This is a genomic window from Bradyrhizobium sp. OAE829 (assembly GCF_040546575.1).
Lineage (GTDB): Bacteria > Pseudomonadota > Alphaproteobacteria > Rhizobiales > Xanthobacteraceae > Bradyrhizobium.
The window spans coordinates 20,604-40,724 of sequence record NZ_JBEPOE010000001.1 but is presented as its reverse complement, the minus strand read 5'-3'; the positions used below and the strand labels follow the sequence as shown (position 1 = coordinate 40,724).

The following is a 20,121-nucleotide window of genomic DNA, read 5'->3' as shown; positions in this document are numbered from 1 at the left end:
ATGTCATATCGGTCGTTCCTTAGTTGAGTGACTTGACCACCGGCTGGTCGGTGACAACCACGGGCGGCGCAGAGAGGCGAGCATCGGGCGCGATGATGTGCCCATAGGGTCCTTTGACGTTACCGCCGCCATTGACGTAGTCATTGTAGCGCTTCTTCACTTCCATCTGGCCGTTGAGGAAGAAGTCCACATCGTTTGCCGGTAGGCGGGAATCCAGCGGCGACGCCAGTTGTTGTCCCGGCGCAACCGGCGCCACCAGGCGCGGCGTCACGATGATGACGAGATCGGTCTCCTGCTGCTGGTAGGACGAGCTGCGAAACAGTGTGCCGAGCACCGGCACCGAGCCGATCCAAGGCACCTGCGAGACGTCCTGCCGGTTTCGGGTCTGCAGCAATCCTGCGATGGCAAAGCTCTGGCCGTCACGCAATTCAACGGTGGTCCGGGCGTTGCGGCTGGTCAAGGCCGGGACACTCGTGCCGGCGATCGTCACCGCGTTGGTGTAATCGAGTTCGCTCACCGATGGCTCGACCCGCAGGTTGATGACCCCGCGCGACAGCACGGTCGGCACGAAGCCCAATTCGACGCCGAACTTCTTGAATTCGATGGTCACGGTCGGCACCAGGCCGGCGGTGCCCGCAGTGGAAGCCACCGGCACGGGGAATTCGCCACCGGCGAGGAAGCGCGCCGCCTCACCGGACAGCGTCACCAGGTTCGGCTCTGCGAGCCGGCGGAGCACGCCCTTGGTTTCCAGCGCCGTCACCAGGCTGTCGATCGTCATGCCGTTGTTCAGCCTGAGAATGCTGGTCAGCAACGTGCCGAACGGCGCGGCTCCGCTGGCCAGCGTGGCGGCGGTGCCGATGAGAGGAAGGGTGCCAGTTGGAGTTGACCCGACGCCAGTAGCGGGACTTACGCCGCCGATGGGTACGCGGCCGACGCCTCCTACTCCACCGAGTCCTGTATTACCGACGTTCGTGCCGTTTGCATTGGCGGCATAAAGATTCACACCGAGATCGCGCCCGGCCGTGCGGTTGACCTCAAGAAACCGCACCTCCAGCATCACCTGCTGCGCACCCGCCACGCTCATGGCGTTGACGACGGACGTGCCCTTCGGCGCGGTGCTGGTTGCAATCGCCATCGCGCGCTCGGCGGCGACCGCATCGGGGGCGGTTCCTGTGAGCACAAGCTGGCCTTCGCTGGCCGAAACACGGATGCCGCGGGTGCCCGTCCCGGCGCTAATATTCTGCTGCAGATTGCCGGTGTCGACGGTGACCTCGACATCGAGGATGCCGATCTGCTTCATCGAACTGTCGAACAGGATGACGTTGGTGGTGCCAGGCGTTTTGCCCTGAATGTAGATGAGCTGATCGCTCAGCGATTTGACGTCGACAATATCGGGCGAGCCCGCCACGATGGTGGTGAAAGGGGCCTCGACGCGGAAGGTGCGCGACTTGTTCACGACCACCTTGACCCGCTGGACGTCGCCCATCTCGCTGACGAAGACGCCCCCGCCGCCGGCACTGCGCCGTCCCTGAGCCCCGGCAGGGTCAGCGAACGCAGGGACTAGCACTGCGCCAATCGCCAGCGCGCCCAGGGCGACCAGCCTAGCTCTTCCCCCAGTCGAAATGCGACCGCTACCCATTTCATCCCCTTCGCCGCGACCCGCGGCCATCCCGCACTAAACGCCCTCTGCGGGTACACAACTCGCCTGCGCGCACGACATCGCGGAGGTCCCAATCTGCCAAACAAGAAAATCGCTAGTATGTTATAATCCTCGGCCCCGAGCCGACTCCACTCAAGATCATCGTCCGTCAGGCGCTCCGGTTGCAAGGACAGAGCCCAAGATCCGCCGCAGATTCGAGAGAAATTCGCCCGATGTTGCCAAGAAGCACCACTTCCCGGGCCGCCAACTCTGACGGCTCGACGGTTGCCGGCATCCCCTCCGTCAACCCATTTGGGGAGTAATTTCATGTTTTTTTCGTTAAATTGGCTCCAATTGCCAAATTGGGTCGACCTGCTCTGCTGGGCTCGGCGTCAACGCAAGCTTACGGCGAAGCTTCAGCTCCAACGCCCTGGCAGATGCTCGCGCTCCCGACTGCGCTCTGCGGCGGCGGACAAGCCGCCCGACTGCAGGCCCGTCTAAAATCAGTTCTGGTTACCGCGTCATATTAGCGAGTGACGGCGCGGGCTGCGGAGGCTGCTGCCGATGATGCGTAAAACAAATTTATCCTGGCTGCTGGCGCAACCGGTCAACGGCATTCATTTGGCACCGTTCGAACAGAGCGAGATCAGCCCGGATCTATTCCGGCACACCCGCCTGATGGGACTGGAGGGTCTGGTCTCCGTGCCAGCAATATCGCGGTAGCCGGTTTGATCGTTGGTCAAGGCCTGGAACCGGCAGCATCCGGCGTTTGGCCGAGTATCGGGTCAATTTTAGCTGGGACTTCCGAGCGGCACGCGGTCTCGACATTCCGCAGCACAAAGGCCCGAGCGGGGTCGGGCCTTTAACTCCGCTCGCCTGTGACCAGCTTGGGGATAGGGTACTGCAGGCAACCGTCACTGACGAGACGCCGGCTTCACACGGAACGATGTGATCCTGAGTCGAGGTCCAAATTGCGGCATTACCTTTGGCTCATGCCTCACGAAAACGGCAGCTTGCCGAACAGCACCAGCAGCACGGCAACCACGAATCCGGCGTTTGGAGCGCGCGGGTCAGAGCGCGCTCGTCAGGAACAGCGGACGTACACCATATTGCCGTAGCGCTTGGTTGCATCCGGATCGACAAATCGCGTTATCAGCACCCGACCATCAACGGAAACGACTTCGCGATTCTTTACTCCACCAGCAGGTCCTGGCGGACCGATATAGTTTTTCCCGCCTGGAGTGCCTTTTAGCCGTAGATCTTGTGGGGCTGCCTCGCGGCAAGGTGCATGACTACGCCGCCTGACGTGCCCGCTGTAATCACATATGGCAGTTTGCACTGTGCTTTAGTCGCAGCTTCAACCAGTGGTCGGTCTTTTTGGATCCTGGTACGAAGCTACACCCCACCGGCCGACAATTTGATCAGCCCGGATTGTTGCCGGCATCTCGGGGGGAATCCCGAGCTCCTCTAAGGTGGCCTGCTGCGACCCGGCGCAAGCACCCAGTATCAACGCGAGGGCGGCCGCGATCAATAGATTGAGTGCAGGCCGAACTCTTTAGTCGATCATTTCTTCGCTTTCAGCCCCTACCCAGCCGGCCGCATGGCCCCTGAGACGGGCCCGAGAGTATTGGCTTGTTGATTGAAAAGCAAAAAGTCCGCGTGATGGTGAGTCGCACTAGGGCCGAGACCGAGACATCTTGCTCGGTGCCGCTGCGCGTAACCTTGGGTCCGAACTCCCCCCGTGAGAAGTCGCGTCTCATCATCTCGGTACTCGAACTGCCGTCGTTCGAGAGCAACACGATCTCTAAGCCGGATCGCACCTGGATGCTGCGCACAGGTGGGGAACCTCTCCTCGCATCGACGACCTCGCGTGATACAGGTGGCTGCTCACGGCGCTCTCGCGGTCAGTCCAAGGCGCATGGACGGCGAATATATCGATAGAATGTAAAGGCCTATCGCAAGGATGAGCAGATGCTGAAACCCAAGGATCATTGAGAACGATTCCGCTAGTCCGCCGATCACGGCGCCCGCGATATTTGAGCCAAATGCAACATCGGGGTTGTTCTCATCGCGGAAGCTTCTCGCAAAGATGACGCCCGCAAAAAACATCGGACCAAGCGCAAGCAAGCAGGGAATAACGTACCGCCAGACTGCTCCGCCGTTGAGGAAGGCGTCAAAAGGTACGAGTGCTGAGGCCGAGAGAAAGAGCAGCATTACCGCATAGTGGTGGTTCAATCGGACTTGCGGAGCTTTGATTACATACAGGTTCGCAAGAAGGATCAAGACCAGAGCAGTGAAGAATACGGCAGAATTAACGAGCCAGGTGCTCCCAAAGAGTAGCGCCATTTGAACCACAGCCTTTGTCTCCAAGAGCATGAAGCCTGCGCCGAGAAAAAACATGGGGCTATTCAGGCGCAATCGTAGTTTGGGCGCAAAGAAATAAACCATGGCAATGCCAAGAACTCCCAACACGATCATTGACCGAACCGTAAGGTCCGGAAGGAGCCGACCGCTCACATACAAGAAGGGCCAATTGTCTGTTGCGAATTGAGAGGGAGCATTGTTGTCATAGACTAACTTTGTCGGCGTAATAGGCTCCCACGTTCCTTTTGGAAGGCTGGTAGCGGATAACGCGAAGCCGTTGAGGGATAAGTTTTCGGGTGGCGCCATATTTAGCCAGAATGTGCCATGCTGCTTGAACGCTGTCGGAATACTGCGATTGCAACCAGCGATAATGGTCGTGAACCCAGTTTGGTCGGACGACCGGATTGTCTCGGCGTGGGGTAGCGGCAATACGACGGGTTCGCAGCCGAACACTTGCTTGGCCATGGCCGCGACACGTTGCACAATCCATCCCTGTCGGTAGAAATTGTACATCACAAATACGCCGTCAGGCTTTAGAACGCGCCGAACCTCCTCGAACGCCTGCTCCGTGAACAGGTAGCTTTCAAGTCGAATATTGGCATAACCGCTGTGTAGGATTAGAGAATCGACCAGAGCGTACACAACGAGATCGTATTTCTTTTCTGTCTTGCGCAGGAAATGCCGGCCGTCATCGAGATGACGTATTACCCTGCCGTCTTGATATGGTTGATCAGGGTGGTGGTGAATGCCGATGTCATGAATGACGGGATCAATTTCAACTGCATCGATTGTTTCTACGCCAAACCGCAGCGCATGTGCCACGTCATTGCCGGAGCCCGCGCCGATAATCAGAGCGTCGCGAAACGGTGGGTTCCCACTATGTTGCTGTAAAAGATGAATTAGCGAATAGGTGGAGCCGCCCCGCTCAAAGGGCACCATCGCCTGATGACCAATATTATTGACGAGAATTTCGCCGGTCTCTCTTTCGTAATCCACAGCGTAATAAGGGGACCAGCGAGTCTCAAGCCGTTTAGACATTTCGAGCGGCAGGCCTGCCAAGGCTATCAGAGCGATTAGTGTAACCAGCCGGACGATCGATAGTGCGCCATCTTGATGAAGAAGATAAGCCACACCAACACAGGTTATCGCAACCCATACGTGGGGAGGCATCTGCCAAGCGGACATAACTGAAAATAGGACGATACCAATGAGGCTACCGCCAATGTTTAGCGAATAGCCCGCCACTCTGTTCGGAAAGGTGTCAAAGGCTCGCCCAAGAACCTGACCGAGTCCGACAAAGACAAGCGCAATTAAGACAAAAAAAAGCGCAGAGATTGCGTCGATCGGTATGACGAACTGCGCTAAATCGGGATCGCGGTACTCCGCACCGAAGAAGACCTCTTGGGGAGATGATTGATGTCCTACGTCTACCGCGAGGCTGCCCCAGTAGTTGTAGGCGCCAATCGTGATACGGGCCATGGTGAAAGTCACCACTGCAAGCAGCGGGAAGAATGCAAGCCAATTGCGTCGCTGGCGCGCCGCCAGACAGCCGCAAGACATTCCGAGGAAGCAGGCGATTAGTACGATGTTTGTAAAGAACTGCAAGAAAACGACGCGGGCAGAAAACCAGCGGATGCAGGAGAGTTCGAAGAAAAGAACCAAAAATCCAACGAGAAAAAGAGTTACACCGGACCGACGCAGATTTTCGCTTTTAAAGTCGGAAATCACCTAGCGCTTCCTTCCAAAACGAATTTTCGCAAGATTAGGAAAGAATGTACTATAACCGCTCGATTATCAGAATATCAGAATAACGCGCCGGAGGCACAGCATTCGAGGCTTCGCACCGGCTAAGTCGCCAGCTGGCCACGTCCTTGGCGCGTGGTCGGGAATGCCCCGCCCGCGGCAATAAGCGAGCCTGAATGGTGGTCGGGATTGCGCTAGAACGGTATCGCGGTGGACGCGCTTGGCGCGTCCAATGCCGAACCCCATATCGGGACCATCGCGCTGAAACTTACAGATGCCGTAACGGTCAATGCGGAGCTTGCCGAAGTCGCGGTGAGCGTAACCGTAGGGCTGCCGGTACCATACAGGTACGGTGCAGCATTCGACCGGTCCGTGCTGGAAAAGTAGCTATCGATGTCGGTACAGCCGGAAGGTGAGCTGTTGGCTGTAACGGCGGGCGTGTAACACGCGATCATCAGTTTCCGCGCGCCCGTATTGGCAAGCGTATTCAATGACTGCCGCGTAATGGCATAGCGTCCCAAATCGAATATCGCGAACATCAACACGAACAATGGCACGACTACCATGCAAAACTCCAGGGCCGCCATGCCTCGCTCATCGAGCTTTCTCATCATTGCACCAGAGCGATAATCTGGGTCTTGAAAATAGTGCTCGAATTGCAGTTTGACGAGCTCACATAGGCATTGCCGCTAAGCGTGACGGTGTTGGCGATCATGGCTGCACAGGTCGTATTGGCGCTTTGAACCGATCCGCCCCACGTCACATCGACGTTGGGGAAGTACATCGTACCGCCCAAGCTGGCCGTGCCGCCGCTGATGGAGACTGCATTGTTGCTCTTGTTGGGAGCCTGATCATCAAACAGCACACCATTCAGAAGAGAAGAGACATTGTTGGTCACAGGGGCAGAGAGGCTAACGTTGCCACTAATCGTAAGTTTCGAATCACCAAGCAATACAAACGTCGTGCCGAGGCCGGTGCCTGTCCAGCTTGTGCAGGTGGAACAGGTAACGTTTCCTCCGAGTGTTATTGCTGAAGCATTGAAGAAGTAGGTTCCGGGGGCGAAGTCCAGGGTCACGTTGCCGCCGAACGCTCCGCTGAAATAGTATATGCCCTGGGCAAAACTTACTTTTACGCTGCTGCTAAACGTAAAACCCGATTTGAAATAGTAAGTTGCCGTGGTGCTACCTCCGGTGAAAACCACATAGTCAGCGTTGTTCGGCATGTTTCCATACGCTGTAGAGGCAGTGTTCGGGCTCACCGAGTAACATCTCGTAGCGCCAACGGGCGCCGCAGGCGACAATCCCGCGCAGGAAACGCTTGCAGCATTACTATTGCCGCTCAAGGTCGGAAAAGTGTTGAACGAGGCAGTATCGAGTGCCTTCAGGGGATTGTCCGCGGGCAGCGCAGCATAGTTGTGCGGTGGCAGGCCATTATCGTCGCAATGCCCACCCTTACAGCCACTGGCAGAATTAATGGCCCAACCCGAACCGGTAAAGCTCGGTGCGCTGGACATCATGACGGCATCATTCGACATAAGCGCACAACCGTTGCCGGTTATCTGCGAATTGCCCGCGATATTAAGCGAGCCGTTGTTCGGCGGATATCTTCCCAATCCCAGCGTACATACTTCTTTCGGTTTCTGGACTTCAACGATGGCCGTAGCGCCAATGTTGACGGTGGACATGCCGAGCACTGCCGCAAGATAGGTCGGCTGTTGCTGGGCAACAATGGCACGAACACGAGTGCTGGTGGGCTGATCGATCGCCACAGTCTGTGTGGCTCCCGTCGGGGGCGAACTCACACACGGATATGTTTGGTCGCGAGGGTCGCAGAACTTGTTCTTGTCGGCAAATTGCTTGCCTCGATAGATGTAATCATATGCGTTATTACTATCGCAATTGCCGCTTCCGGAATTCGAGCATGCCACCTTCAATCCGCCTGAATAGGCTGCCGCATCGGCGGCATTCTGGGCGTTTTGCTTGAGGACGTACCAGAATCCCGCCTCGGCTCCGAGCGCAACCACTCCGATCAGCGGTACGAGGGCGATAACGGTTGCGAAGGCGACAGAGCCACGACGACAGCGAAGCAAATTGCGCACGACGTCCTCCTACTGGAATCGTTGTGAGTAGTTCACCGTGCAGGTGCTGCACAACACCGATCCAAGCACCATGGGTGACAAGGTAAAGCTCGTTTGAAAGCTGAGGTACTTCGGAAAGTCTGTGCTGGCGCAGGGGAGTTGCGCATTCCCCGCGTCGCCGCATTTTACCGTTGCACTTACCGTATAGCCACTGATCGTCGTGGTGCCGTACAAGTTTTGCCAGGTGCTGATACTGTTCGAATCCGTAGCGTCAGGTGCGGAATACTGGGTACGCTGTCCCATGTCACGCAACGCCTGATGTGCTGCGATGAACCTGAAGCCGGCGATGGCAACGTCGGCGAGCGGCAAAAGCAGGCCGAGGACCAGGATCGGGTAAACGATGAGCATCTCAAGCGAGGCGGCGCCGCGTTGATCCGCTATGAAAGAATCTTTCCTGCTCACAAACCTACCTCGCCGAAGGGCGACCGAAGATCCGATCGCCAAGATCAGTGGTTCAAGAGGGTAACCGCGCTCATGGTTCTTAATCATTTGAACGCGCGCACCAGCTGCAGAAACGGACCTGCACCCATAACGACGAACATAGCTGGAAGCATGAACAACACCATGGGTATAGTCAGTTTGGCGCTTAATTTGTGTGCTTTTTCCTCCAGCCTGGTAATACGTTCTCGCCTCATGTCGACTGCGATGCTACGCAGCGCCTGGCTCAACGGCGTCCCGTATTGCAAGCTTTGGCTGACCATGGTGCCGAAACGGCGAAGTCCATCTGACTTGGCTCCAAATTTCTCGAATGCGTCGACGCGATTTGGCAATATCCGGAGATCATCGAGAAGATCGTAAAGAACCTGAGCCATGGCAGGATTGGTTTCGTTCATTTCTTCCGCCACCCGTTGCAGCCCGCTCTCAAGGCCCATTCCCGCTTCGGTGCACACCACCAGCAAATCGATGGTATCCGGGGTACCTTGCCGAATGGCTGCCGCGAAACGCCGTTTGAGCACCACGAGGATCAGCCGCGGCCCCATAATTCCGACCACGACGCCCGCGAGAGTGGAGATCAGTATTTCTCCGAAGGGCCTTCCCGAAAGTTGCGCGGCAAAAAACGCCGCGACCGGGAACAGGAACATGCTGACAGTTTTGACACCGATCCAGATTGGCAAAGTACGGTGATGATTCAAACCCGAGGACTGAAGGATCGTTCGTAGTTCCTCCAGATTTTCCTGCGCGTAAAAGCGCCGATAACGCTCGCCGAGCGTCGAAAACCAGTCGGTCATGTTCTGAAAGGGCGCCGACTGGCCAGGAATGCCCAGGACGGCTTTTGACACCCGCGCGTCCAACGCACGAACGTGTATTTCGCGGATGATCAACACGCAGGTCGCAGCCGCGGCCGCTATGGCGAAAGCCACCAGACCAAGACTCCACGTCATATTTCCGTTTCCCTTCTGACCATCCAACGTATCACCAGGGTCCCGATAACCACCGAGCCAACTGCGTAGGCCAGGAGGGTGTTTCCGGTCGGATCAGTGAACAGAACAGTGATGTTTTGCGGACTGGTCAGGTATAGCAACCCACCCATAATAAAGGGCGCCATTGACAGTGCGCGTGCGGAAAAGATCACCTCTCCTGCCAGAGCCTTCGCGCGAGCAGCCAGCGCGACTCGCTGGGTCACGGTGTCTGCCAGTGTCTGCAAGGTTTCGGTCAAGCTACCGCCTGACTTCAATTGAACTCCGAGCGTCACCGCAAACATGCCATACTCCGTCACTTGCGTTCGCCGATAGATATCTTCAACAGCTTCCTCGGGAGGTCTCCCCAGACTCAATTCGCTGCATACGATGGCAAACTGCCCCGCGGTCGGTTGCGGCATCTCGCGAGCGATGGTGCGAAATGCCTCCTGGACGGGCAGCCCGGATCGAACCGTGCTTGTCACCATCTGGATCGTATCAGGCATCTGTCGAAAAAGTTGATTGGCAAGGCGGCGTTGCTGCCATCCAAACAGACCCCGCACCATCATGATGGCGACAATTGCAGCCGCGAGAGATACGGTGAGGTTGGAAAACTCCACCAGTCGATTGGCATAAAAGATTGCCGCGGCTGCCATGACGCCAGCAAGCAGCACATAAGCGGGATGCAGGATGTAGGGTGTCTCAGCCCTGTAATTGGCCAGGCGGTGCAAAAACTGTCGCCGCGTACCGGCGCGTTGTCGGCGAATAGAGGGCAGACTGGCCGAACGTGACGTGGGCAGCGCTATCGCGAGTTGACGATTCATGCGTCTTTCTCGCGCGTCGAGCCACAACGTGATGGCTGCCGCGCATACCAAAGCCAGCAGGACCATGAAGATCAAAGGGGTCATTAGAGTTGCCTCATGGCGTCAGCCCAGGCTTTATCAAGCCCAAAATAGGCAAGACGGGTCTTGAATTTTGGGACCGCCTGGGTGGATCTATAGGTGCCCACAATCCGCCCGTGAACATCCTCCTCCTGGTACTCGAATGCTACGACGTCGTTGGTGGTGATCACGTCGCCTTCCAGACCGATCACCTCGGTAATCTGGATAACGCGACGCTGACCATCCCGCATGCGCTCCACCTGGACTATGATATCCAGCGCTGCGACGATCTGGGATCTGATCGCCCGCAGCGGCAGGTTGACCTGTCCCATCTGCACCATGTTTTCAACACGGGTCAGCGCGTCGCGAGCGCTGTTGGCATGCACCGTGGAGATCGAACCGTCATGGCCGGTGTTCATCGCCTGCAACATGTCGAACGCTTCGGGGCCGCGCACCTCGCCTACGACGATCCGGTCGGGACGCATGCGCAAGGCATTCCACACCAGATCGCGTTGCGTCACCTGCCCGGTGCCTTCGAGGCTCGGAGGCCGGGTCTCCAGGCTGATCACATGCGGCTGCTGAAGCTGCAACTCGGCCGCGTCCTCAATGGTAACGATGCGCTCACTGTGATCAATAAACTGGCTGATGGCGTTCAACAGCGTCGTCTTGCCGGAGCCGGTACCGCCAGAGACCAGAACATTAAGCCGGCACCGGCCGGCGATTTCCAGCAATTGTCCCATGGCCGGGGTCAGCGAACCGTTTTCGATCATTCCGGCCATGTTCAACCGACGACTCGGAAATTTTCGGATCGAAATGCACGGGCTATGGATTGCCAGCGGCGGGAAGATGATGTTGACCCGGCTGCCGTCCGGCAAGCGGCAGTCTACCATCGGGCTGGATTCATCAACGCGCCGCCCGACTTGCGCAGCAATTTTCTGCGCCACCGATGCGATATGATCATTGTCTCGGAATCGCACCGCGTACCGTTCCAGCTTGCCGTTTCGCTCGACATAAACGCTACTTGGTCCATTGACCATGATATCGTTGATAGACTCATCCAGCAGGAGCGCACGGAGCGGCCCATAGTTAGTCATGTCGTCCGCAAGCTCATCCGCTAGCAGGAATTGCTCGCGGCCTGACAGTTCCAGCCGATCCTTGTTGGCGATGTCATGGATAATATCCTCGATCTGCTGCCGAAGAACATCGCGCGAAAGCGTCGCGGCCACCGCCGGGTCAATCTGCTCAATGACTCGCTCGCGCAGCGAGGAGTGCATCACGGGATGATGCATTGGAGGGTTCTCGCGCCGAGGCACGAGAGTTGGGGCCGGTGCAGGCGAGCCTGAACTCGCCGCCGTCAGCAACGTGGGCGAATGCGCAAGCGACGGCGGCAAGCCTCCGCCCGGCGAGGGCGCAGCTTCCATCGGCGCAACCGGGCTTGGCACCAGGGTCGGCACACGAACCGGCAGGTCGTCGTCTGGGCGCCTTCCGAACTTTTTCATAGCCCGAGCAGCCTCCTCAGCCGTCCTTTCGGCTTGATGCCGACACCGGTGATCTCCCGGACGATCGGTGTCAGGTGACGCCGCAGTTTCGATACGTGCTTGAGCGCCGGAATTCCGAGATTAACCGCCTGAGTCATTCCCTTCCCAAGATCAGGAATCACCATGTCCGGCTCTGCTCCGAGCGCTTTGAAAATTGTTTGCCTGGGTAGCCCGCCGGCACGGTCGGCGCGGTTGAGCAAGGTAAAGACCCGGTCCTTGCCGGCGATGTTGGTGACGGCGTTGCGCAGCGCGTGGGCATTGCGAAGTCCCGTGACCTCCGCTTCCAGCAGGACCAGTACCTGACGGGAAAGGCTGATCACCGGGTAGAGCGAGGGAGGGAATGGCACCGGCACGTCGACCACGACATAGTTGAATCGTTGACGGAGCAAACCGAGCACGTGGCGCACGCCCGCTTCGGTAATATCGAGCTGCGCATCCAGCTCCTCGTCCGCTGCGATCAGGCTGACCCGATCGTTGATCTCGATTGCGGCGCGTTCCAGAAACAACGTATCCGCCCGCATCGGGTTTTCCAGAGCGATGCGCAGACCCGGCCCCGGCCGGACGCCCAGCATCACCGCCGTCTCGCCGTTTTGCAGATGAAGATCGAGCAGCGCGACCTTCGCCTTGGTCGTCTCGGCCAGTTGCAGCGCGAGATTGATGGCGATACTCGTCGCGCCGGCACCGCCCTGCGCGCCGCAAATCGAGACGACATGTCCGCCGCGATCCGGTTGAGCGGACTTAACGCCGCCGATCAGCTTCGGGCGCAACAGGTCCAGCACCAAGTCCCGCGTAAGTGGCCGCGGCAGATACTCGGTGATGCCGATTTCGATGAGTTCGCGGTAGAACGTGATCTCCCTGCTGTCGCCGATCAACGCCACCCGAACATCGGGCGGGCAAACGCTGGCGAGCCGTTCCAGTTCGGTAAACGGGTCATCGTACCCGCTGATATCAGCCACCAATGCGAACAGATCGGTGTCGGTTTCCAGCATCTTCATGGCATTGCGGATCGTACCGCGCCGAATCGTTAGGTTGCTGCCGTCGAGGCCCTTGCGCAGGGCCGCGGCACTTTCCTCGTCATTGACGAAGCAGATGACGCGGTCGCGGGTGACCGCCGATGGCGCTTCAGGGGGATTTACCATTGCCATGTTCATCAACGCTTCTCCGGCGCATTGCCTGCAGCTGCAGTCAGGCGGGCAAGATCCGATGCATCGCAGTTCATTCCGCTGTCCGCGACCGATTTCTTGACCGAGAATTGCTTGGCCTCACCTCCGGAATACACAACGATTGCGGTCGTCTGACCGGCAGCTGCGTTCTGCCGGGCGAGTTCCGGCGACACGTCACAGCTCGACATGGCGCGAGCGTCGCCGCTGTCCCGCTTGTCCATGACGGCCGCCCGAACCGACAGGGAAAGTTTTCCGAGTTGTTTGGCGACCGTAATCCTCTGGACCTGATCCGGCCAGAGTTCCAGCGAGACTGTCGCGGCCTGCTTAGCCGACGCTGCAGCCACACCCCGACTGCCCTGCACGATCTCCTGGTCGATCGCGATGATCCGAACGTTGCGCAGAACGGTTTCGCTGAGCGCGCGGCGCCCGGGATCTGCTTTTTCGAACATCTGGGTGAGCAGCACGTCGACATGGTCGCCCGGCCGGATAAGACCCGACACACCGGACTCTTCGTCAACCTTGATGCTGATGGCGCGGGTATCCGGCGCAAGCACGCTAGCAAGGAAACCTCGATCCTGAGGCCGCACTATGTCCTGCTGAGTGATGGGACTGCCCGCTTCGACGAACTTGCGAACAAGCGAGCCGGACAGCGAGGCCTTGGAGTCGGCCGTTTCGAGGATCGCGTCCGCCGGAACGCGCTCAGGCTGCACCTGACGGACCACGAAGTCTTCATCGCGGGCCAAGGTACCTCGCGGTAACGGCCGCGCCGCAGCATAATAGCCGACAGTCTTTGCCGGCGCCGGTGCCTGGTGAACAACCTCCGCCACCACCGCCTGTTTGGGCGAATTCATGTTCAGGGCAATCAGGCCCAGGGCAGCTGTCGCAAGTAGAAGAACTGCAATAATCGAAAGTCGCAAAGCCGAAGACATATCAAATTCCTTTACTGAAAATCGCCCAAATGCCACCGCATGCTATCGCGACGCCAAAGGGCAACGGCGCGTGCCGCACATGGCGCCAACGCTCGATCGCATAGACGCGGCGCAGCACCGATGAGCCGGCGGGGGCAAGCCTCGGAGAAGGCAAGTACCGCATCATCAGATGCACCAGGGCAAGAACGCCGCCGGCGAACGCCGTAACCGTCAATAGCTGAATAACGCCCATCAACGGCAGACCGAGCGCCAGGACCACGAGCAATTTGACGTCGCCACCGCCAATCATTTTCCACTGGTAGATGACCAGCAGCAGCAGAAACAGCACTGTCGCGGCGATCAGAGATTCTGCGAGCTGAATCGGGCTTGCAAGTTGAGCGGCGATCCCGAGCAGCGCCAGCGTCAGACAAACTTCATTTCGGATCGATCGTGTCGCGATATCGATCATGGCGACATATATCAATAATAGTATTGCCAGATAGGAGGCTGCGGGAGCAATCCAACTCATAGAATGCACGCCTCAAAAGAGTGTTATCAACAAATTGCAGGCCTCGGAAAAATCAGGCCTTTTCCATCATTGAGAATGCCTTGAAAAACGTGGGAGGCAAATCCGAGTACCCCCCACGCTGAGTCAATGTGGTGTTAGCTCGGAAGCTTCGCGATGACCGAGCTGACGGCGGTGCTCAGGCTCGTGGCGAGGTTGCCACTGGTGTCGGTGCCGAATGCAAAGCCCACCCCAATGATGACACATGCCGCCACAAGGATATACTCGAACGAGACCACGCCCGCTTCGTCCTTGGCGAGGGTCTTAACGGAATCTAGAAATTTACGCATGTTAACGCCTCCAAATTGATGTTAATTTTCAAAACTGACTCTAGCGGTTCGGAGCAGCCCGGCTGCCGCTAACGTAAACTTTCTCTTAAGCTCGCCTCTAAGTCAATGTTTAGACTAAGTTTAGACGCTTTAACCTTAACCGTGAAAATCCGGTGTTACCGGGTGGCAACAACGCAAAATCGCTAAGCAATTCACGCTCATATATGCTGTTTTTTGCATCAGTTAGCGGACCGGCGATCATTTTGAGCGAGCTCCGGCCTGGCGCTAAAGCTGGATGTCCTCCTTCGGCCCCGATAACGCAAAATGGCGAAAAGGTCCGGCCGAGAAATCTTTGGAAATAGGAAACGTCAGAGACTTTGGTCGGGCTGCTTGACGAATCCTTTTCTGCGCCTTTTTCTTTCGAGCGTTTTGCTTTCGGACAGGAAGCGCCCTGAGCAAGGATCTCCATGGTCGCCTTCAGCTCCACTCTCGCCATTGCTCCGGCCGAAATCAAAATTCCCGCGACGCTCAAGTATGTTTGTGTGGCGCTGTATGCGGTGAACCTGACGCTGTGCCTGACGGCGTATCTTGGGCACGCGTGGATTTACGACAAGAACGGCCTCGGCATCCCCACGGACTTCATTAGCTTCTATGCCGGCGGGCGTCTCGTGCTCGATGGCCTTCCGGCGCAGGCCTTTGACTGGGAGATCCTGAAGCAGATCCAGGTCGCGGCGCTCGGTCGGGATTTCGCCGGCGATTTTCCCTGGCATTACCCCCCGCCGTTTTTCTTCGTCGCATCCGTGATGGCGCTGTTGCCCTTTTCGGTAGCTTATCTTGGCTGGGCTCTTGCTAGCCTGGTGCCTTATGTTGCCGTCATGCGCGCAATCGTCGGCCACGATTTCGGCATTCGGCTTGCGCTCGCCGTGCCGCTCGTCTTCGTCAATGCATGGGTCGGACAAACCGGCTTCCTTACCGCAGCGCTGATCGGCAGCACGCTCTACCTGATCCCGATCCGGCCGGTGCTTGCCGGCATCTGCCTCGGGCTGTTGACCTACAAGCCGCAATTCGGGCTGCTGTTTCCGATTGCGCTGATCGCGGCCGGGCATTGGCGCGTGTTCGTCAGCGCCAGCGCCACGGCGGTCACGATGGTCCTCGTCTCATGGCTCGCCTTCGGCACCGAGAGCTGGCTGGCGTTCTTCCACTGGTTGCCGAGCTCCTCGGAAGCGGTCCTGACCGACGGCAGGGCGACATGGTGGAAGTTGCAGAGTCTCTACGCGATGGTGCGTTATTTCGGCGGCACCGAACAGCTCGCCTGGGTATTGCAGTTTGTCCTCACCGCGTCCGTTGCGGTGGCGGTGGCGCTGATGTGGCGAACCCGCCTGCCCTATGCCTTGAAGGCCGGAGTCCTTGCCGCGGGCACGCTGCTCGCCACGCCCTATATCGCCATCTACGACATGGTCGCGCTCGCCATTCCTGTCGCCTTCCTGGTCCGGATCGGAGTGAGGACCGGCTTTCGCCGCTACGAACTTCCAGCTCTCGGCAGCGCGGTCGTCCTCATCGCCGCTTACTTCACGGGCACGCCGACGGGGCTCCCCGCCATGCTGATCGTTGCAGGCAGGACTGATCCTTGCTCGTTCCGGTTCGTGGTGGCGGCGTGAGAGGGTCTCGGCCGAGGTTGCGGCGGGCGCCTAGGCTCCTAAACTTCATCTTCGACAACTGCACCATGCAGTTTTTAGCCACAAGACTGGCGCGCACTCAGGGACATTCTGCGGCGAGCGGAACCTGTCTCAGATCAAAGATAATCGACACAGATCGCGTCCGGATCAGTGGCCTGAAACAAGCATCGGACTAGGCCGACATGCCGTTCGGGCCGTTCGGGGCGGCCGCGTCAATCCTCCATCTTAGCGGTCGTCTCAACCGCCCTTGCACTGATTAGCGCCGTTCTCGAACGGATCCGCCGGTTCGCGATCCCGGAATTGTGTCGCGGCAGCTCGAGCCCGGCCGGCCTACGAAGGCAGTCCGCCGCCTTCCGGACCATGTGGCGGCCACACTGTGAAGACCGATTTAAGTGCTGCGTGGCGCTCGTTGAAACTAAATTAAGTGTTGATCGTTAAAAGGGTTACACATCAGACCAAGGCTCCCGGAGATCAAAGATGAGTTGGGTTAAGGCGCTGTTGTTGCTCTCCTGCATCGTATTGGGCTGCGCCGACCTTTTGACCACGAACGTCATCCTGGAGCTCGGCATGAGCGAGGCTAACCCGATCATGCGGTTGGCTCAGACGTCACTCGGCGAATGGTGGCTTATCCCTAAGCTGGGCATAACGTTTGTTGGGGCGTGGACGCTTTCGCTCAGCAACAATCTTTACGGCATTTCTGCCGTAGTAGCTTTTGCCTCGACGCCGGTACTGAACAATCTCATCCTCATCGCTGGTAACGTCAACTGAAACCAAGTCTCCGGGATGCATCGGGGGTAACGGAAGCTGGCGGACCGAATTGAGATGGATTCGACACTCAATATGGAAAAAACATAAGGGCCATTTTCCGCGCGGCCCGTCGTCAACCCCTACAGAGCCGTTGGGGCGCATTGTTGCCGGCTCCGAAGGAGGCGTAGAGCCTGAAGGATCGGCGATGAACCAATTCACTGTTTTGCCGGCGAAATTCTCGATTCCGTGGACCCGGCTACTGCAATGGCGGGCGGACGACCGAAAGACGGGGTATCTTTGCACCCTGTTACTCGTCTCATGCGGAATTTTTCTGGCTGTCATGGTTTACGTGACATGGTCTGTAAATGTAACCCAAGCGACGAACGGTGAGCTTTCCTCGGATTTCTTTGCGCTATGGTCGTATGCCAAAATCGCCAGCGAGTACTCGGCGACCGAGCTGTACGATTCCGTCGCCCTCCATGCCAGAGAAGTGGCGCTCGGAATGGATCCGAGCCTGCAGAAATGGTTTCCCTACCCGCCAACAGCCATATTTCTCCTATGGCCATTGGGCCTGCTGCCCTATGGGGCGGCGTACGTCGCCTGGGTGGTTGGCACGCTGGGGTTGTTTCTCTGGGCGGTCGTTGCAACGTGCTCCCGTTCTCCGCTTTGCATAGTAGGTGTGCTCGTTGCTCCGGTGACCGCAGCCACAATTGGCAGCGGCCAGAGCGGTTTCCTTGCCGCGGCACTGATCACCGGAGGGATCCGGTTGGCCCCCAGTCGGCCTATCCTCGGTGGGATTCTACTCGGGCTTCTCACCTATAAGCCGCAGCTTGGCCTCCTAGTGCCAATAGCGCTAATCGCTGCCGGAAACTGGCGCGCTGCAGGTGTCGCCTGCGCAACAGCTATGGGGCTGGCAATTGTCTCCGTCCTTGTATTCGGCTGGTCGCTCTGGCCAGCCTGGATTGCAATGCTTCCGGAGTACCAAGCTGCGTTCGACAGAAGCCATGACCATCAGTTGCACCTCATGCCCACCATCCTTAGCAATTTAAAAATGGCCGGATTCCAGTCGCCCATGGTGGAAGGCGTGCAGGCTGCCAGTTCCGTTATTGTGGCGGTGCTTGTAGGCCGTTGCTTCTACCGAAATGCGGGACGACTTGCCGCCGCCTCACTGTTCGTCGGGACCTTGCTGGCAACCCCTCATGCGTTCATCTATGATATGCCCATGATCTTGGCGGCCATGGCACTCTTCATTGAGGAACACCGGCAGACGAACGCAACGTTCAGTTTGGTCGGTATTCTGGTTCTGTCCTTGGCAATGCTGTTTCCGCTAATGATGCTGTTTCAATATCCCGATGCTCCCGTAAGCTCTTTGTCGCTACTGATGTTGTTTTGCATCATACTGTACCACGAAAGCCCATTTGTAGTGACAGGTCTCCTGAATCGTCTGGGGGCTAAGGCAACCAAAATGGCAACTAGGCTCAGGACCCATTAATCCTTGCGGATTGGGTGATGGGCTGATTCATTGGTCACGTGCGAGGAGGAGTCGCCATGGCTGATTTGTTTCTACTGTCAGAGCCCAGATGCGCCGGATTGAGCGCTATCTCCCGTTGTCACACAGGATCGCGAGGGTTGACGACCGGCGAGTGATAAGCGGGATTGTCTTCGTAATCAGGAACGGGCTGCGCTGGCGCGATGCACCAGGCGAATATGGTCCGCCCAAGACGATCAAAACCGGTTCGTGCGCCGGAGCCGTCTCGAGGTGTTCAACAAGTTGAGCCGACGCACGCATAGCCGCTAGCGAAGTAGCGTCAATCCTGGCGGGCATTGCGATCGCACATAAGGGCCTTGCCTAAGTCTCCTGTCTACTCACTCTCCCAAAGGCACTTAACCGTCCCGCCGCCTCGCAACGTGCGGCCATTTGGATTGGAGACGCGCCATTACCCACGCAGCCAATTCGGGGCTTAGCGGTCGATTGCTTTAGCGGTATGTGTCCCCCATTCCCAGGAAAACGACATCATGGCGTTCAGATCCGTTGCGCCAAGCTTTCTGCAAGCTTCGGGCGAGCGCAATAGGTTATTGGGTTCAGCCCCCCGCGGAAGATGCTAACTACTGCGGCCGCCAAACGGCTAGACGTCGGCGTCAAAATTGACCGTTTTGGGCCATGCCTTGCTTATACTCACGCGCATCCCTACTGGGCTCACTTGTTTAGTTCGCCGGCAACCGGAGATACTTGCAATGCGTCCGCGCTCTTGGTCAGCCCCGCAGCTACTTGACGTGCGGCATCCGGGGACAGCGCATATCCTTCCTGGTTTTCCAGCCGGTGATTGAGAATAAGCAGGACCAGGCCCTGCCCTCGGTGTCCGCCGTCACGGCGAAGGTCTTCGGGATTTCAAATCTGCCTTCATTCGGGTTGCCCCCCGATCGAGCATTCGGCCTACGAGAACTCATCCCTCTGGTTACGCATTCTGCTCTCCTCCTTTGTCCGCCCTATCGCAGCCTTGAGGTCATCCAATTCGAGGAACGTATCCGCCTGCCGACGCAATTCATCCGCGACCACCGTAGGTTTTGTACGCATACTTGATACGACTGTGACGCGAGGTCCGAGCCGCTGGAGTGCTTTCACCAGGGGACGAAAATCACCGTCCCCAGAAAACAACAATGTGTGGTCTACATGCTTCGCAATCTCGAGCGCATCGACTGCGAGTTCGATACCAATATTGCGCTTGAATTTGCGCCGGCCCTGACCATCATCGAACTCTTTGACCGAGCTCGTACGCACTGTGAAACCGTTATAGTCGAGCCAATCGATGAGGGGCCGAGTTGTTTGAAACTCTTCAGCGATGATCGTGGCGTAATACGCACGCACAAGCACGCCGCGCGTCCCGAACTCGGCGAGAAGCCTTTTGAAATCAATGCTGAAGTCTAAGCCTTTCGCCGTGTGGTGGAGGCTTGGGCCATCGACAAAGAGCGCCAATTTTTCGGAAGGAATCATCGCCCCAAGCTCCCTTGATCGCCCATAGCACGACCGCGGTGCATTACGGTGAAACTAAGATTGCCTGGCGGGTGGTGAGCGTTGTCCACTGCTGCCGCATCG

At 57.9% G+C, this 20,121-nt stretch carries 18 protein-coding genes and 2 pseudogenes; 5 read left to right on the top strand and 15 right to left on the bottom strand.

Annotated elements, in window-relative coordinates; genetic code table 11:
- Positions 1-19 precede the first annotated feature (19 nt).
- Positions 20-1,639 (bottom strand): type II and III secretion system protein family protein, encoded by a 1,620-nt coding sequence (locus ABIE49_RS00170; protein WP_192735894.1) that lies wholly within the window; start codon positions 1,637-1,639, stop codon positions 20-22.
- Between the two features lie 564 nt (positions 1,640-2,203).
- Here ABIE49_RS00170 and ABIE49_RS00165 point away from each other — a divergent pair.
- Positions 2,204-2,362, top strand: coding sequence for a hypothetical protein (locus ABIE49_RS00165; protein ID WP_192735893.1), 159 nt, complete (start codon positions 2,204-2,206; stop codon positions 2,360-2,362).
- A gap of 361 nt (positions 2,363-2,723) precedes the next feature.
- Here ABIE49_RS00165 and ABIE49_RS00160 read toward each other — a convergent pair.
- From ABIE49_RS00160 to ABIE49_RS00100, 13 genes and pseudogenes are all read right to left on the bottom strand, one after another.
- A pseudogene (locus ABIE49_RS00160) lies at positions 2,724-3,149 on the bottom strand (hypothetical protein).
- Between the two features lie 377 nt (positions 3,150-3,526).
- The gene (locus ABIE49_RS00155) at positions 3,527-5,731 is read right to left on the bottom strand and encodes a spermine/spermidine synthase domain-containing protein (protein ID WP_192735892.1); all 2,205 of its coding nucleotides are present in this window, start codon (positions 5,729-5,731) and stop codon (positions 3,527-3,529) included.
- Positions 5,732-5,940: 209 nt separating this feature from the next.
- Positions 5,941-6,333 (bottom strand): TadE family protein, encoded by a 393-nt coding sequence (locus tag ABIE49_RS00150; protein WP_354066521.1) that lies wholly within the window; start codon positions 6,331-6,333, stop codon positions 5,941-5,943.
- Positions 6,334-6,356: 23 nt separating this feature from the next.
- Positions 6,357-7,844, bottom strand: coding sequence for a pilus assembly protein TadG-related protein (locus tag ABIE49_RS00145; protein ID WP_192735890.1), 1,488 nt, complete (start codon positions 7,842-7,844; stop codon positions 6,357-6,359).
- 9 nt (positions 7,845-7,853) lie between these two features.
- Positions 7,854-8,285 carry a hypothetical protein gene (locus ABIE49_RS00140; protein ID WP_192735889.1) on the bottom strand — a complete coding sequence of 144 codons (432 nt, stop codon included), beginning with the start codon at positions 8,283-8,285 and terminating at the stop codon, positions 7,854-7,856.
- 83 nt (positions 8,286-8,368) lie between these two features.
- Positions 8,369-9,265: a type II secretion system F family protein gene (locus tag ABIE49_RS00135; protein ID WP_192735888.1), complete on the bottom strand. Its 897-nt coding sequence runs from the start codon at positions 9,263-9,265 to the stop codon at positions 8,369-8,371.
- Positions 9,262-10,188 (bottom strand): type II secretion system F family protein, encoded by a 927-nt coding sequence (locus ABIE49_RS00130; protein WP_192735887.1) that lies wholly within the window; start codon positions 10,186-10,188, stop codon positions 9,262-9,264. Before ABIE49_RS00130 ends, ABIE49_RS00135 begins: the two co-directional genes overlap by 4 nt.
- Positions 10,188-11,660 carry a TadA family conjugal transfer-associated ATPase gene (locus tag ABIE49_RS00125; protein WP_192735886.1) on the bottom strand — a complete coding sequence of 491 codons (1,473 nt, stop codon included), beginning with the start codon at positions 11,658-11,660 and terminating at the stop codon, positions 10,188-10,190. Before ABIE49_RS00125 ends, ABIE49_RS00130 begins: the two co-directional genes overlap by 1 nt.
- Positions 11,657-12,850 carry a CpaE/TadZ family protein gene (locus ABIE49_RS00120; RefSeq protein WP_192736117.1) on the bottom strand — a complete coding sequence of 398 codons (1,194 nt, stop codon included), beginning with the start codon at positions 12,848-12,850 and terminating at the stop codon, positions 11,657-11,659. Before ABIE49_RS00120 ends, ABIE49_RS00125 begins: the two co-directional genes overlap by 4 nt.
- Positions 12,850-13,791: a Flp pilus assembly protein CpaB gene (gene cpaB, locus ABIE49_RS00115; protein WP_192735885.1), complete on the bottom strand. Its 942-nt coding sequence runs from the start codon at positions 13,789-13,791 to the stop codon at positions 12,850-12,852. The genes ABIE49_RS00120 and cpaB overlap by 1 nt, the downstream gene beginning before the upstream one ends.
- Position 13,792: 1 nt before the next feature.
- Positions 13,793-14,299, bottom strand: coding sequence for an A24 family peptidase (locus ABIE49_RS00110; RefSeq protein ID WP_192735884.1), 507 nt, complete (start codon positions 14,297-14,299; stop codon positions 13,793-13,795).
- 134 nt (positions 14,300-14,433) lie between these two features.
- Positions 14,434-14,625 carry a Flp family type IVb pilin gene (locus ABIE49_RS00105; protein ID WP_192735883.1) on the bottom strand — a complete coding sequence of 64 codons (192 nt, stop codon included), beginning with the start codon at positions 14,623-14,625 and terminating at the stop codon, positions 14,434-14,436.
- A 109-nt stretch (positions 14,626-14,734) separates the two neighbouring features.
- Positions 14,735-15,073 carry a hypothetical protein gene (locus ABIE49_RS00100; RefSeq protein WP_192735882.1) on the bottom strand — a complete coding sequence of 113 codons (339 nt, stop codon included), beginning with the start codon at positions 15,071-15,073 and terminating at the stop codon, positions 14,735-14,737.
- On the opposite strand from ABIE49_RS00100, the gene ABIE49_RS00095 reads away from it, so the two are divergent.
- From ABIE49_RS00095 to ABIE49_RS00080, 4 genes and pseudogenes are all read left to right on the top strand, one after another.
- Complete coding sequence (locus ABIE49_RS00095) at positions 15,072-16,262, top strand: glycosyltransferase family 87 protein (protein ID WP_354066520.1); 1,191 nt, start codon at positions 15,072-15,074, stop codon at positions 16,260-16,262. The genes ABIE49_RS00100 and ABIE49_RS00095 overlap by 2 nt on opposite strands.
- A 495-nt stretch (positions 16,263-16,757) precedes the next feature.
- Entirely contained in the window at positions 16,758-17,048 is a 291-nt protein-coding gene (locus ABIE49_RS00090; protein WP_354066519.1) for a DUF5658 family protein, read from the top strand.
- A gap of 184 nt (positions 17,049-17,232) precedes the next feature.
- Entirely contained in the window at positions 17,233-18,519 is a 1,287-nt protein-coding gene (locus tag ABIE49_RS00085; protein WP_192735880.1) for a glycosyltransferase family 87 protein, read from the top strand.
- A gap of 56 nt (positions 18,520-18,575) precedes the next feature.
- Positions 18,576-18,754, top strand: a pseudogene (locus ABIE49_RS00080) (transposase); the annotation flags it as partial.
- Positions 18,755-19,461: 707 nt separating this feature from the next.
- On the opposite strand, the gene ABIE49_RS00075 reads toward ABIE49_RS00080, so the two are convergent.
- On the bottom strand, positions 19,462-20,019 hold the full coding sequence (locus ABIE49_RS00075; RefSeq protein WP_192735878.1) for a LabA-like NYN domain-containing protein: 558 nt from the start codon (positions 20,017-20,019) through the stop codon (positions 19,462-19,464).
- Positions 20,020-20,121 lie beyond the last annotated feature (102 nt).

What these genes read in the sequence shown, in the direction of transcription:
- ABIE49_RS00170 (WP_192735894.1), bottom strand. Translation starts at nt 1,639, where the DNA reads ATGGGTAGCGGTCGCATTTCGACTGGGGGAAGAGCTAGGCTGGTCGCC.
- ABIE49_RS00165 (WP_192735893.1), top strand. Translation starts at nt 2,204, where the DNA reads ATGATGCGTAAAACAAATTTATCCTGGCTGCTGGCGCAACCGGTCAAC.
- ABIE49_RS00150 (WP_354066521.1), bottom strand. Translation starts at nt 6,333, where the DNA reads ATGGCGGCCCTGGAGTTTTGCATGGTAGTCGTGCCATTGTTCGTGTTG.
- ABIE49_RS00135 (WP_192735888.1), bottom strand. Translation starts at nt 9,265, where the DNA reads ATGACGTGGAGTCTTGGTCTGGTGGCTTTCGCCATAGCGGCCGCGGCT.
- ABIE49_RS00130 (WP_192735887.1), bottom strand. Translation starts at nt 10,188, where the DNA reads ATGACCCCTTTGATCTTCATGGTCCTGCTGGCTTTGGTATGCGCGGCA.
- ABIE49_RS00125 (WP_192735886.1), bottom strand. Translation starts at nt 11,660, where the DNA reads ATGAAAAAGTTCGGAAGGCGCCCAGACGACGACCTGCCGGTTCGTGTG.
- ABIE49_RS00120 (WP_192736117.1), bottom strand. Translation starts at nt 12,850, where the DNA reads ATGAACATGGCAATGGTAAATCCCCCTGAAGCGCCATCGGCGGTCACC.
- cpaB (WP_192735885.1), bottom strand. Translation starts at nt 13,791, where the DNA reads ATGTCTTCGGCTTTGCGACTTTCGATTATTGCAGTTCTTCTACTTGCG.
- ABIE49_RS00110 (WP_192735884.1), bottom strand. Translation starts at nt 14,299, where the DNA reads ATGAGTTGGATTGCTCCCGCAGCCTCCTATCTGGCAATACTATTATTG.
- ABIE49_RS00105 (WP_192735883.1), bottom strand. Translation starts at nt 14,625, where the DNA reads ATGCGTAAATTTCTAGATTCCGTTAAGACCCTCGCCAAGGACGAAGCG.
- ABIE49_RS00095 (WP_354066520.1), top strand. Translation starts at nt 15,072, where the DNA reads ATGGTCGCCTTCAGCTCCACTCTCGCCATTGCTCCGGCCGAAATCAAA.
- ABIE49_RS00100 (WP_192735882.1), bottom strand. Translation starts at nt 15,073, where the DNA reads ATGGAGATCCTTGCTCAGGGCGCTTCCTGTCCGAAAGCAAAACGCTCG.
- ABIE49_RS00090 (WP_354066519.1), top strand. Translation starts at nt 16,758, where the DNA reads ATGAGTTGGGTTAAGGCGCTGTTGTTGCTCTCCTGCATCGTATTGGGC.
- ABIE49_RS00085 (WP_192735880.1), top strand. Translation starts at nt 17,233, where the DNA reads ATGAACCAATTCACTGTTTTGCCGGCGAAATTCTCGATTCCGTGGACC.
- ABIE49_RS00075 (WP_192735878.1), bottom strand. Translation starts at nt 20,019, where the DNA reads ATGATTCCTTCCGAAAAATTGGCGCTCTTTGTCGATGGCCCAAGCCTC.